General features: G+C 54.2%; 9 protein-coding genes and 1 tRNA gene. 7 read left to right on the plus strand and 3 right to left on the minus strand.

Annotated features, from left to right (window positions below; translation table 11 throughout):
- Window positions 1-47: 47 nt before the first annotated feature.
- The 7 genes from F0320_RS13775 to F0320_RS13805 all read left to right on the plus strand — a co-directional run bounded on the left by F0320_RS13775 (window position 48) and on the right by F0320_RS13805 (window position 12829).
- Entirely contained in the window at window positions 48-1790 is a 1743-nt protein-coding gene (locus F0320_RS13775; RefSeq protein ID WP_126330258.1) for an IucA/IucC family protein, read from the plus strand.
- On the plus strand, window positions 1790-2737 hold the full coding sequence (locus tag F0320_RS13780) for a GNAT family N-acetyltransferase (RefSeq protein WP_126330260.1): 948 nt from the start codon (window positions 1790-1792) through the stop codon (window positions 2735-2737). Before F0320_RS13775 ends, F0320_RS13780 begins: the two co-directional genes overlap by 1 nt.
- On the plus strand, window positions 2734-4476 hold the full coding sequence (gene iucC, locus F0320_RS13785; protein ID WP_126330262.1) for an IucA/IucC family protein: 1743 nt from the start codon (window positions 2734-2736) through the stop codon (window positions 4474-4476). The genes F0320_RS13780 and iucC overlap by 4 nt, the downstream gene beginning before the upstream one ends.
- A complete protein-coding gene (locus F0320_RS13790; protein WP_126330264.1) occupies window positions 4473-5798 on the plus strand; it encodes a lysine N(6)-hydroxylase/L-ornithine N(5)-oxygenase family protein in 1326 nt (441 codons plus the stop codon). The genes iucC and F0320_RS13790 overlap by 4 nt, the downstream gene beginning before the upstream one ends.
- A gap of 26 nt (window positions 5799-5824) precedes the next feature.
- Window positions 5825-8014: a TonB-dependent siderophore receptor gene (locus F0320_RS13795; RefSeq protein WP_126330266.1), complete on the plus strand. Its 2190-nt coding sequence runs from the start codon at window positions 5825-5827 to the stop codon at window positions 8012-8014.
- A gap of 164 nt (window positions 8015-8178) precedes the next feature.
- A tRNA-Asn gene (locus F0320_RS13800) sits at window positions 8179-8254 on the plus strand.
- A gap of 540 nt (window positions 8255-8794) precedes the next feature.
- On the plus strand, window positions 8795-12829 hold the full coding sequence (locus F0320_RS13805; protein WP_126330268.1) for an NACHT domain-containing protein: 4035 nt from the start codon (window positions 8795-8797) through the stop codon (window positions 12827-12829).
- Window positions 12830-13065: 236 nt separating this feature from the next.
- Here the strand turns inward: F0320_RS13805 and F0320_RS13810 are convergent, their stop codons facing one another.
- From F0320_RS13810 to F0320_RS13820, 3 genes are all read right to left on the minus strand, one after another.
- A complete protein-coding gene (locus tag F0320_RS13810; RefSeq protein WP_126330270.1) occupies window positions 13066-13398 on the minus strand; it encodes a type II toxin-antitoxin system PemK/MazF family toxin in 333 nt (110 codons plus the stop codon).
- Complete coding sequence (locus F0320_RS13815; RefSeq protein ID WP_126330271.1) at window positions 13399-13656, minus strand: AbrB/MazE/SpoVT family DNA-binding domain-containing protein; 258 nt, start codon at window positions 13654-13656, stop codon at window positions 13399-13401.
- 141 nt (window positions 13657-13797) lie between these two features.
- On the minus strand, window positions 13798-14187 hold the full coding sequence (locus tag F0320_RS13820) for a RidA family protein (protein WP_109845238.1): 390 nt from the start codon (window positions 14185-14187) through the stop codon (window positions 13798-13800).
- Window positions 14188-14222: the final 35 nt, after the last annotated feature.

Below are 14222 nucleotides of genomic sequence, written 5' to 3' on the forward strand. Positions count from 1 at the left end.
GAATATCATAACGAGAATTATTATCAATCACGGAATGAGGTACATCTATGCGTGCTCTGCCCCGCTCTGCCGGTACAGACGTTGCAGCCCAGTGTTTTTTGAACGCCCTGTTGCGCGAAACGAAGGACTGGCGCTATCTCCCCGCTACCGATGCGGATGCGTTACCGAACATTCATATCCCGCTGTCCCAAACCCAGGCGCTTCGGGTTCCGGTACGCTATTTCTCTCCCACCCAGCATCATCAGTACCGTTTCCCGGCCACGCTTATTCAGAGCAACAGCGACGAGGGTGACGCTGTCACATTCGCTCAACTTGTTGATTTAATTCTTGAAAAGCCGTCAGTAAAAGGATCGCTGGATGCCGATACGCTGGGGCGTTTTAAGCAGCGCGTTCTCGAAAGCCATGCGCACACCTGGCAGGCGATCGATCTGCGTCACGGCTGGGCAAACCTGCGCGATAAGCCGCTGACGTTTGCCGAAGCGGAACAGGCGCTGCTGGTCGGCCACGCGTTTCATCCGGCGCCGAAGTCGCACGAGCCGTTCAACGAAACAGAGGCGCGTCGCTATCTGCCCGATTTCGCCTCCCGCTTCCCGCTGCGCTGGTTTGCCGTTGAGAGCACGCTCGTTGCCGGCGACAGCCTGAACGTCTCCCTGCGCGAGCGTCTGCTGCGCTTCGCGGCCCAGAGCGCGCCTGAGCTGCTCGGCCACTTCACCGACACCCGCTGGCTGCTGCCGATGCACCCGTGGCAGGCCGACTATCTGCTGGAGCAGGAGTGGTGCCAGCGTCTGGCGGAAAACGGTTCACTGCAGGACCTGGGCGAAGCGGGCGCACAGTGGCTGCCCACCAGCTCATCCCGCTCGCTGTACAGCGAAACCAACAGCGACATGATTAAGTTCTCCCTCAGCGTGCGCCTGACCAACTCCGTGCGCACGCTGTCGGTCAAAGAAGTTAAGCGCGGAATGCGCCTGGCGCGCCTGGCGAAAACGGAACGCTGGCAAGATTTACAGGCACGCTACCCGACCATGCGCGTGATGCAGGAGGACGGCTGGGCCGGGCTGCGTGACGAAAGGGGCGTTATTCAGGAAGAGAGCCTGATGGCCCTGCGCGTCAATCTGCTGTTCGATACGCCAGAGACCCAGACCAACGTGCTGGTGAGCCTGACCCAGGCCGCGCCGGACGGCGGCGACAGCCTGCTGGCCGCGGCGGTGCGCCGTCTCAGCCAGCGTCTCAATTTACCGCTCGCACGGGCCGCCCGCTGCTGGCTGGACGCCTACTGCGACCGCGTATTACTTCCGCTGTTCAGCGCCGAGGCGGACTACGGTCTGGTCCTGCTGGCGCACCAGCAAAATATCCTCGTTGAGATGCAGCAGGACTTCCCCGTCGGGCTTATCTACCGCGACTGCCAGGGCAGCGCGTGGACCGAAGGGGCCGACGCGTGGCTGAAAGAGACGGGCGAAACGGAGGTGGAAAACCGCTTCGGTGAGAGCCAGCTGCTGCGCTACTTCCCTTATTACCTGCTGCTGAACTCTACCCTTGCCGTCACCGCCGCCCTTGCCGCCGCCGGTTTTGACAGCGAGGAGAGCCTGATGTCCCGCGTGCGCGACGCGCTGGCCGAACTGCGCCGCACGGCGAAGCAGACCCGCTGCCTCGACTACGTTCTCGACAGCCCGACCTGGAACTGCAAAGGCAACTTCTTCTGCTACCTGCACGATCGCAATGAAAACACCATCGTCGATCCGGCGGTGATCTATTTCGACTTTAGCAACCCGTTTTACAAGGAGAAGGCGTAATGACCATCGCGAATATCGTCCATTCCGGCTTCGGCTTTCGCTGCACCGCAACGGATCGCGCGCTGCCGCTGACGTTGGGTCTCGACGGCAGCGCGGTGCTGGAGCGTCTGAATGGGATCCCGGACGGCTGGCTGGTCGAAGCACTCGATCAGCTGTTTGTTGCCGCCCCCGCGCTGACCGGCATTACCCTGCCCTGGGCGACCTGGCAGGATGAACCCCAGGCGCAGGCGCTATTTAGCCTGGCCCACGGGGACTATCTGGCACGCGAAACCTTCTGGCAGCTGCCGCTGTGGCTGAAAGGCGAACGGCCGCAGGCCAGCGGCGGAATGCAGTTTGATGAGAGCCGTCAGCTGTACTTCCCGCTGCGTCCTCACCGCCCGCAGGGCGAAGTGTACCGTCGCTACGATCCGCAAATTAAGCGCACCCTCAGCTTCCGCGTGGCCGACGTGGCGCTGGACGGCGAACGCTTCACCCAATGGATGAACAACCCGCGCGTGAACGCCTTCTGGGAGATGGCGGGCCCGCAGGCCGAGCAGGAAAACTACCTGCGCCGTCAGCTTGACTCCACCTACTGCTACCCGGTGATCGGCTGCTTCGACGACCAGCCGTTCGGCTATTTTGAGCTCTATTGGGCGCCAGAAGACCGCATTGGCCGTCACTACCGCTGGCAGCCGTTTGACCGCGGGCTGCACATGCTGGTGGGCGAAGAGAACTGGCGCGGCGCGCAGTACATCCGCAGCTGGCTGCGCGGCCTGAGCCACTATCTGTATCTCGATGAACCGCGCACCGCGCGCATCGTCGCCGAGCCGCGCTTCGATAACCAGCGTCTGTTCCGTCATCTGGCCTCCGCCGGTTTCGAGACGATGAAAGAGTTCGACTTCCCGCACAAGCGCTCGCGCCTGATCATGAGCCAGCGTCACCGCTTCTTCAGCGAGGTGGGCCTGTGAACGCGCTCTGGCAGAAAGTGAACCGCGAGATGGTGGCGAAGATCCTCGCCGAGCTGGAATACGAACGCACCCTGCGCGCTGAACCGGTTTCGTCGGGAGTCTGGCGCATCGCCATGGGCAACGAGTCCTGGCAGTTTCGCGCCACGCGCGGGATCTGGGGCTGGCTGCATATCGACCCGGACAGCCTGTCCACCGCCAGCGGCGAGGCCGTGGAAGCGGAAAGCGCACTCCTGCAGCTGGCGACGGTGCTGGAGATGAGCGACGCGCAAACGGCAGAGCATATGGAAGATCTCTACGCCACGCTGCGCGGCGACATGCAGCTGCTTCAGGCGCGTGAAGCGATGGACGCGGACGCGCTGATCCAGCTCGACCCGGACGAATTACAGTGTCTGATGAGCGGTCACCCGAAGTTTATTTTCAACAAAGGCCGCCGCGGCTGGGGGCTGGACGCGCTGCGTCAGTACGCGCCTGAGTATCGCGGACGTTTTCGTCTGCACTGGGTTGCCGTTCAGCGGGAGCATCTGGTCTGGAGCAGCGACGCCGATTGCGACATTCACACTCTGCTGGCGAGCGCCATGGACAACGCCGAGCGCGCCCGCTTTGACGCCCGCTGGCAGGCGCTGGGTCTCAACGAAGGCTGGCTGCCGGTGCCGCTGCACCCGTGGCAGTGGCAGCAGAAGATTGCCGTTCATTTCCTGGCCCAGCTGGCGCGCGGAGAGATGGTTGAGCTGGGCGAGTTTGGCGACGAGTATCTGGCGCAGCAGTCCCTGCGCACGCTCACCAACGCCAGCCGTCGCGCGCCGTATGACATCAAGCTTCCGCTGACCATCTACAACACCTCCTGCTATCGCGGCATTCCGGGCAAGTACATTGCCGCCGGGCCGCTGGCCTCGCGCTGGCTGCAAGAGCAGTTTGCTACCGACGCCACGCTTGCCCGCTCTGGTGCGCAGGTGCTTGGCGAACCCGCCGCCGGTTATCTGTCGCATCCGGGCTATTCGGCTCTGTCGAAAGCGCCCTACCGCTATCAGGAGATGCTGGGGGTGATCTGGCGCGAGAACCCGTCCTGTTATTTAGAAGACGGTGAACAGGCGGTGCTGATGGCCGCGCTGATGGAGACCGATAACGCCGGGCGCCCGCTGATCGACGCGTGGATTAAACGCTCGGGGCTAAGCGCCGACGCGTGGCTTGAAAAGCTGTTTGAGGCAACGGTGATCCCGTTCTATCACCTGCTCTGCCGCTACGGCGTGGCGCTGATCGCCCACGGCCAGAACGTGACGCTGGTGATGAAGGATTACGTCCCGCAGCGCATCCTGCTGAAGGATTTCCAGGGCGACATGCGCCTGGTGGATGAAGATTTCCCGCAGGCACAGACCCTGCCGGAACAGGTGAAAGCCGTCACGGCGCGCCTCAGCGCGGATTACATTATTCACGACCTGCAAACCGGTAACTTTGTGACGGTGCTGCGCTTTATCTCGCGCCTCACGCTGCAATGCGGCGTGAGCGAAACGCGCTTCTACCAGATTCTGGCCGGGGTTTTACGGGAGTATATGGCGGCGCACCCGGATCTGGCAGAACGCTTCGCGAAGTTCGACCTGTTTAAGCCGCAGATTATTCGCGTGATCCTCAACCCGGTCAAACTGACCTTCTCCGAACACGACGGCGGCAGCCGCATGCTGCCTAACTACGTCACCGACCTTGATAACCCTCTTTTTCTGGCCTCCCGGGAGTCAGCGCAATGAAAACCTATGATTTCATCGGCATTGGTATTGGCCCGTTTAACCTCAGCATCGCCGCTCTGGCCGAAGGGCTGGACGGCTTTAGCTCGCTGTTCCTCGAGCGTAAACCGCACTTCTCCTGGCACCCGGGAATGATGGTGCCGGACTGCCACATGCAGACCAGCTTCCTGAAGGATCTGGTCAGCGCCGTGGAGCCCACCAACCGCCACAGCTTCCTGAACTACCTGGTGCAGCGCAAAAAGTTCTACCGCTTCCTGACCACCGAGCAGCGCACCGTCTCCCGCGAGGAGTTTGCGGACTACCTGTGCTGGGCGGCGGAAAACCTCACCAATCTCTCCTTCAGCCAGCAGGTGCAGCAGGTGAGCTTTGATGAGAAAAGCGGCCTGTTTGAGGTAGTGACCCAGCGCGACCGCTTCCTGGCGCGCCACGTCTGCGTGGGGATTGGCAAACAGATCAATCTGCCTGACTGCGTCACCGCGCAGGACGATACCTGCTTCCACGCCAGCGAGATGATGCTGCGCACGCCGGATCTCGCGGGCAAGCGCGTCACCGTCGTCGGCGGCGGCCAGAGCGGGGCCGACCTGTTTTTGAATATCTTCCGCGGCGAATGGGGCCAGCCGCTGAGCCTGAACTGGGTATCGCGCCGCAATAACTACAACGCGCTGGATGAAGCCGCCTTTGCCAACGAGTATTTCACGCCGGAGTACGTGGACAGCTTCTCAACGCTGGGTGAAGAGGCCCGTCGTCAGATGTTGCACGAGCAGAAGATGACGTCCGACGGGATCACCACCGAGTCCCTGCTGGCGATTTACCGCGCCATGTACCACCGCTTCGAAGTGCTGCGTGAAAAACCCTGGGCACACCTGATGCCGTCCCGCTCGGTGACGGCGCTGACGCGCCAGGAAAACGGCCATCGCCTGAGCATTCAGCATCACCTCGACGGCGGCCGCGAGCAGCTGGAGAGCGACGTGGTGATTTTCGCCACCGGCTACCGCGCCGTGCAGCCCGCGTTCCTCGCGCCGCTGTCTCACCGCCTGCATTTGGACACGGACGAAGCCTTCTGCATTAACAACGATTTCACCCTCGAATGGGACGGCCCGCAGAGCAACCGCCTGTTCGCCGTGAATGCCGGGATGCACCGTCTCGGCATTGCCGAACCCCAGCTCAGCCTGATGGCCTGGCGCGCGGCGCGAATTCTTAATCGCGCACATGCCGACGAGCCGTTTGAGCTGGCTACCACACCCGGCGTTATCCACTGGCGCAGCACCACCAGCCCGGAGAACAGCCCGGTTTTTAAATCGTTAGCAAAAACCACCGAGTACTGACACACACAATCAGGATCAACATAACAATGAAACGTTCTCATCTTTGGGTTTTAAATCCTTGCTTGCTTGCAATGCTTTCTACCTCTGCGTGGGCGGAAGAACAAAAGGAAGAAAATATCGTGGTCTCCGCCAGCCGCGCGCACCGCAGCGTGGCGGAGATGGCGCAGACCACCTGGGTCATTGAACGGGCTGAAATTGAACAGCAGGTTCAGGGCGGGAAAGAGATTAAAGAGGTGCTGGCGCAGCTGATCCCGGGCATGGACGTCAGCAGCCAGGGCCGTACCAACTACGGTATGAACCTGCGCGGCCGTTCCATGATGGTGATGGTGGACGGCGTTCGCCTGAACTCGTCCCGCAGCGACAGCCGCCAGCTGGACTCTATCGATCCGTTCAACATTGACCGTATCGAAGTGATCTCCGGCGCCACCTCGCTCTACGGCGGCGGCAGCACCGGCGGCCTGGTGAACATCGTCACCAAAAAGGGCCAGCCGGATACCGAAGTTGAGTTCCAGACCGGGGCAAAAAGCGGGTTTAACAGCCATAACGATCACGATGAGAACGTGTCGGCCGCCGTAAGCGGCGGTAATGACAACGCCTCAGGTCGCCTGTCGGTGTCGTATCAGCGCTACGGCGGCTGGTATGACGGCAAAGGCAACGAGGTGATTATTGATAACACCCAGACCGGCCTCCAGTATTCCGACCGTATTGATGTGATGGGAACAGGCACCATCAACATTGACGATAGCCAGCAGCTGCAGCTGACGACGCAGTACTACAAGAGCGAGTCCGACGGCAAGCATGGGCTGTATCTCGGGAAGAACTTCTCGGCGGTAACGGGCGATGCGACCGCGTACAACAAAGGTAATCTCGATTCTGACCGCGTACCGGGCACCGAGCGCCATCTGATTAACCTGCAGTACTCCAATACCGATTTCTGGGGCCAGGATCTGGTCGCGCAGATTTACTATCGCGACGAGAGCCTGACCTATTATCCGTTCCCGACCCTGACCAAAGGCGTGGTGAGCAGCATCGGCGCGTCCCAGCAGAAGACCGATTTTTACGGCGGCAAGCTGACGCTGAACAGCAAGCCGGTGGACGATTTAACGCTGACCTGGGGTGTCGATGCCGACCACGAAACCTTCGATGCCAACCAGCAGTTCTTCAACCTGAGCAAGGCCGCGGCGAGCGGCGGCATGGAGCTGGATAACGCCTACAACGTGGGCCGTTACCCGGGCTACAGCATCACCAACCTCGCCCCGTTCCTGCAGGCCAGCTACGACATTGACGCCATTACCCTGAGCGGCGGCGTACGTTATCAGTACACCGAAAACAAGGTGGACGACTTTGTCGGTTACACCCAGCAGCAGGCCATCGCCACCGGGAAAGCCACCTCCGCCGACGCGGTACCGGGCGGGAAAACCGATTACAACAACTTCCTGTTTAACGCCGGGATCCTCGGTCGCCTGACCGAACAGCAGCAGCTGTGGTTTAACTTCTCCCAGGGCTTCGAAATTCCGGACCTGGCGAAGTACTACGGCTCCGGTACCTATCAGCTCAGCAACGGTCACTATCGCCTGCTGAACAGCGTCAACGTGAACGACTCGACGCTGGACGGTATCAAGGTCAACGCTTACGAGCTGGGCTGGCGTTATACCGGCGATAACCTGCGCACGCAGGTCGCGGCGTATTACTCGCTCTCGGATAAAACCATCACCATCAACAAGACGGATATGACCATCAACCTTGAAGACGACAAGCGTCGTATCTACGGGGTGGAAGGTCAGGTGGACTATTTCTTCACCGACAGCGACTGGAGCACCGGTGCGAACTTTAACGCCATCAAGTCTGAAACCCGCGAAAACGGGAAATGGGAGAAGCTGACGGTCGACAGCGCCAGCCCGTCGAAAGCCAGCGCATGGGTCAACTGGGCGCCGGGCGACTGGACCCTGCGCGTGCAGAGCACGCAGACCTTTGACGTCTCTGACTCCGACGGCAAGAAGATCGATGGCTATAACACGGTCGACTTCCTGGGCAGCTACGCCCTGCCGGTGGGTAAGGTCAGCTTCAGCGTGGAAAACCTGCTGGACAAAGACTACACCACCGCCTGGGGCCAGCGCGCACCGGGGCTGTATAGCCCAACCTACGGTGCACCGGGCCTGTATACCTATAAAGGCCGCGGACGTACGTTTGGTCTGAACTACTCCGTACTGTTCTGATCCTGCGCGCCGCCTGCGGGCGGCGCATTTTGCTGTGTAATTTCAACGCGAATTTGCTATAAAATCAGCGATTTGCTGAAATTGTCGGCAAACGAAAGAAAAGTGCGTTTTCACCCTTTGACAAGGCGTACCGAGGTCGCTACTATGCGCCTCGTTCACACGATTCCTCTGTAGTTCAGTCGGTAGAACGGCGGACTGTTAATCCGTATGTCACTGGTTCGAGTCCAGTCAGAGGAGCCAAATTTGAAAAGCCTGCTTAAGGAAACTTGAGCGGGCTTTTTTGCTTTTCTGCGTCTTTTAATCACATCATAAGCATCGGTTCACGATTGCATTAGGTATACGTTGTTCAAGGCTTCCGTATCAGTGATTCTGGGCTGCTCACAGCGAATAGCGCCCGTTTTATGTTCTTGCATATGGCAAAACCCAGGTATTCACCGCTGGTGATGGGAACAACAAAGAGTAGCAGGGCGAAATAGCTAAATAGTGTCGCAATTAGACAATAGCAGCAGGTGTGGGGTTCTCGAAGCAGATCACCGAAAATAAAAAATCTACGGACAAGACCGCCATAACAGGAAAGGTTTAATATCTGTTACCCAGCATATCGCGATTGTGAAATGTGATGCATGTCAATAAGTTGTATAATGTGTCCTTCAGTTAATAAAACAGCCCCCAAATAAAGAAAAAATGCCGTACTATCTCTGATATAAGCAAGAAAATTCAGGCGCAGCTTTCCTTTCTGCTGGAATATTTGGGCTATTCAACACGAAGTATTTTGTAACTATGAATTCAACCTTCTATCTTGAACGTAATTTTACACACGGTGACAGGACGTACACAGAGACAGAGTTGCTGGCTGCATCAACGCACATTGTTGTGTTAGCAGAACCCGGCGGCGGGAAAACGGAGCTGATGAAGAGTCTTGCTCAAAAACTGAACACTTCAGTATTAAATGCCAGTGTATTTGCCTACGTGGGAGCGGATAAAGAAAATAGCCCGCTGATAATTGACGCCGTTGATGAAGTCGCCAGGATCGATCAATCCGGTATTCATAAACTTCTTGCGCATACCAGAACATCAAAGCCGACTCGCGTAATCATGTCGAGTAGGTCAAGCGAATGGGGACAGGCGTCTACAGGTATTTTTGAAAAATTTCTTGGTTTCCCCCCGATGGTTGTGAGGCTGAGAGAGTTCGATCAAGACGAACAACACGCCATCTTTAAGCACCATGCGCCAGAAGAAGACTTCTTTGCATTCCAGACCGAAGTAACACGGTTTAGTTTAGATATGTTGTTACCAAACCCTCAGTTTCTGAAAATGTTCATCGATGCCTATTTAGAAAGTGGCAGGCAATTTGCTGACAAACGTTCAATCTTTGCTTTAGCGGTAGAACGACTGGCTAAGGAAATCAACCCAGATATTCCGAAAGCCTCTGTATCTCTTTCAATTGCGCAGAAGATTTCATTTTCTGCCGAGGTTTATACCAAACTTCTGTTGTCTGGCGCAGAAGGAGTCTGTACCACCGATGTGACTGCAAACCGGATGTATCCCATGCTGCCAGCGTTGTTTAGTGGCAGTACTGCTTGTTACGACATATTGTCCACTCAGCTTTTCAAACCTGGGGATAATGAAGACCAGCACCGTCCGGTCCACAAGATCGTCGCTGAATACTGCGCAGCGGATTATTTGATTAAACGAATAGCCGACCCTGTAGATGTTCTCACTTTAACAAAGTGCTTGCCTGTTATTGCACCGAATGGTATTGCCAGAGATGAGTTGAGAGGTCTGCTCGGGTGGATGGCGGCACTAGGCAACAGGTCGGTACAGGAATCCATTATTGATCTTGACGCCTATGCGGTGCTCGCAAACGGCGATCCATCGCAGCTTGAACGCTCGTCAAAACGACAACTTCTTCATCGACTCAAAGAGATTGAAGCCGCTGACCCTTACTTTCGTCGTAGCGATTTCTGGCGCCGGTTCAGCGCGGCTGGTTTTTTCACGCAAGATGTTGTTGAAGAAATAAAGCCTCTATTAACGATGGGTAATGATGGTCATTTACGTAATTTAATTTTAGAGCTTCTAGCAGGCTCTCCGGTAAACAATCAGTTGGTGCCTGAATTGAGCCAGCTTACGTTAAACACAAACGAGTCTGAACATATTCGTACATTAGCAAGCAGATGCTTACTCAATGTCAAAGAATACGATTTCATTGGCGCTTTAGCAGTATTGATTTTCGAAGCCAGTCATATTTCACTCAATATTGCTGCCAATATAATCAAAGTCACAGGGCCAGAAAAATTTAATCACACATATCTCTCTGGATTCTTCCGTGTCTGTGCGAACCTCTATCCCGATCACAAAGCACACTTTGAAAGAGTGGTAGGCACTCGTTATTTTATTAAGAAGCTAATCTCCTGTTTTTCACAGCATACACTTGAACTTCTTCTGGACGAATTAACCCATAACCTTCATTGCCATTGTGGGAAAAAATCCTATGAGTGTGATTGTCGCAATGGAATAAGCAAGATCGTAGGTTCAATGGTCGATCGCTATTTTGAACTAACTCAAGCTCCGTTTGACCCGGTGAGGATCTGGCAATGGATAGGTAATCTCAATTTTCATCGTCAATGCCAACCCGATCAAAGCAAATCGGTACAGGTACTTCGGGAAAATGAAACGCTTCGTCAGGGGATCATTACCTATGTATTTGGGCCTTTAACGGATCGTAACGCGATATTTAACATAAGAGTATGGAAATTCGACGGAAACCTACATTCACATTCAGGCCTTCATTTATGTAGGAATGACTATAAATTCATCCTCAATCTGGCGTTTAAAACAGATAACGTTGACCTGTGGGCGAGCTTCCTTGTCAACCATCAACGTTACAAAAACAAGGAAGACCAAGGTTCTGATGATTTGCGGACGCAAATGCGTCAGCACTCCCTTTCCAAACCCGCATTTATGCGCGAATGGGCCCGATACAACAATGCAATGAAATTATCCGAGCAGGAGAACCAGTTATGGAAATTCAGACATAGCCGAAGCAGGAAACGTCATGACAAAAAACAACGAGAGATTCATGCTAAAAACATAAAATTTGTTAATGAAAACAGAGATATTGTTGAGCGCGGTCGTCACTGGCAATGTCTGTTGCGTTTTGCAGAACTCGTGCTCATGCATCCGGAAAGGATTGAATTAGAATTTGGTGACGAGAAACTGGTTCGGAATGCTTTAAGAAATTGCCTGGATTTTATTACTCCTGAGGTTCCCACACTTCGTGAGCTGGCGGCCCTGAAATGCGAATCTAAATACAACCATTCAGAGACGATCTTATATGCAGCTTGTCTGGAGATTCTACGTGCAGAAGGTAATCTTGAATGCGTCAATATCGGGTTGCTTACAGCGTTAAGAACTAACATTCACATGGGATATGACTCGGTTACGATGGAAGAACGTGATGCGCTACAAACTGAAATAGACCGCCTCATTTTTCCTGATAATGAAAGTGCTGAAAAATATCTCCGACAGTATGTTGAACCCCAACTCGCTCAACCATGCCCTCACCCTGAAATTTGGATGTTAAGTGGAGAAGAGGTCTTCAATAATTCACGGGCCAAACTTTCCATTGAGTGGCTTCATCGTTTTACTGATTTATCCCTTGACTCAGTAGATACTCTTTTTGAAATTGCTGCTCAATACGGCGATCGTGAAGTCTTAAAAGAGATTATTGCAGAGCGATGCTCAGAGATGGTTTCAGAACAGCCCAATTCAACAAAAAATGAGGATATTGAACGGAAGAAAATATTCTGGATGGTACGTGAGTTCTACTTTATGGAGAATATTACGGATAATTATTGGGCATGGCTAAAATCTGACAAAAATAATTTACTGCATTTTTATGAACGTTCCGGGCGTATGAGTCGAAGTGAGCACCGAGCCTGGCCGGAACTTACCTCAATGAAGGTTGAAGCCATTTTAGACGCTTTTATTGAACACTGGCCGCATGTTGATCTACCTAATAGCTGGGGTAGTGATAGTCCTAAAGAAGAGAAAGCCTACCGCTTTTTAACTGATTTGATTTGGTCAATTAACTCGGACAAACCCGATATTGCAATACCGGTGCTGAACCGTCTTCTTAATGATCCACGAATCACCAATCTACATAAGGAATTGCAAAGCATAAACGCCGATCAGATCAGAAAAAAAGCGCTCAGGGATTTTGAACCACCGACGCCGAACGAGATAGTCCAACGCCTGGATTGTGACTCAGTAGTTACTGTTGAAGGCCTGCGTCAGTTAGTGATTCAGGAGCTTAATGATTTCCAGAAAGCAATTGATGGGGGGGAGTTTAACTCCGTAGATCGCTTCTATGAGAAAAATGACCGCCTTGATGAGGTAAAATCCACAGAGATTATTGCAGAACGTCTGAATTTAAGACTTCAGCCTCAGGGCATCACTATAACTCCAGAGCATCAGCTGAAAGGGAAAAACAGGAGTGATTTCACAGCATCTAAATTAATAGGCGGAAGAAGACGGTTGCTGGTTACGGAAGTCAAAGGTCAGTGGCACAGAGAGTTATATTCTGCCGCTTCAGCTCAACTCTATGACCGTTATTCCATTCACCCTGATGCAGAACAGCAAGGTATCTTTCTTGTTATATGGTTTGGAGAAAGCGAAACCGTTGCTGGCCGCAAAGCCCACGGAATAAAAACCGCTCAGGAGCTTAAAATTAGTATTGAAGCAGTATTACAGTCCGATCTCCGTGGATTAATTGATGTTTTCGTTTTAGATGTTGCACGGCGCAGTAAACACTAACATAAGTAATATCGAACATAAATATCCGATATCACTACAGGTGTGAGATCAGGCGTTTACCACCGGCACAAAGAGGTTATTAAGAAGTAGTGGTAATTCAAGTGGTCTTGACAGGTAGCTGATTACGATTTGGCTTTTTATTAGCTAGTTACTTGCAATGGTAATCCCAGCCAGAGGAGCCAAATTTGAAAAGCCTGCTTTTGAAGCAGGCTTTTTGCTTTTCTGCGTCACTGATGTTAATTCAGAATCGCATCCAGCCTGGCAAGCACCTCATTTACAACGGCGTCAGGTATGCGTTCCAGCCGCATGCCGTTCCGGGCCGCCATATCAATGGTTCTGGGCTGGTCGCAGCGAATAACGCCCGTTGTTTTTGTCCCCGCCCCTTCCAGTGAAACGGTGAAACCTGCTGTACGTGCAAAGTTTCCGCCGCTGGTAACGGGAACCACCACCGGTAGCCGGGTCAGCTTGTTAAACGATGCCTTCGATACGATAAGAACCGGACGTTTTCCACTTTGCTCGTGGCCAGCAATCGGATCCAGTGAAACAAGCCAGATTTCCCCTCTTTCCATTTACAGGATCTCCCTGCCCACCGCAGGCGCATCGATCCATTCCCGATCCTCTTCGCTCATTTCAGCGTGCGGATCGCACTGCGCCAGCAGTTCCTCAAGCGAATAGTGAGGCCGCTTCTGGGGTTCAATAATCAGGCAGCCATTATTAATAGTCATGCCGACTTCGCTGTCCGTCGACAGCTCCAGCGTTTTCAGTACGGCGGGAGGAACCGCCAGCATGATGGATCCGCCGACCTTTTTCAGACGAGTTGTATACATAGCGCACCTCCGAATATTATATTTTAATATAACATTCATGGCGGGAGGTGCGCAATTATTCATCAGATTCATGGTGATTTCCTTTTCGTATTTAAGTGTCCATAAAGCCCTTATCCATCGAAGGGCAAAGACCCATAACCCTTAGGGCAGCCTGGCAATCACCTTAATCTCAAACTGGAATCCGTACAGCCACGTCACGCCGATCCCGGTCAACGTCGGGTAAGGCGCTTCCCCCCAATATTCTGGCAGGATACTCCAGATAGCGTCGAGGTTTGACTCGGGATCGACGACAAAGAGGGTAACGTCAACCACGTCATCGAACGTGCAGCCCGCAGCCGTGAGGACAGCATTAAGGTTATCGAATGCCAGCCGGATCTGCGCGTTGAGATCCTCTTCAGGCGAACCATCCTCCCGGCTACCAACCTGCCCCGAAACAAACAGGAAGCCGTTAGATTTGATGGCCGGTGAATACCGGTTGCGCTCGTAGAGCGCCTGCCGACCGAAGGGAAAAACGGCTTCGCGTGTTGTCATGTTTGTGCCTCTGTAATGGGGCGAAATCTGCCCGC

It is taken from the genome of Enterobacter dykesii, from assembly GCF_008364625.2.
GTDB lineage: Bacteria > Pseudomonadota > Gammaproteobacteria > Enterobacterales > Enterobacteriaceae > Enterobacter > Enterobacter dykesii.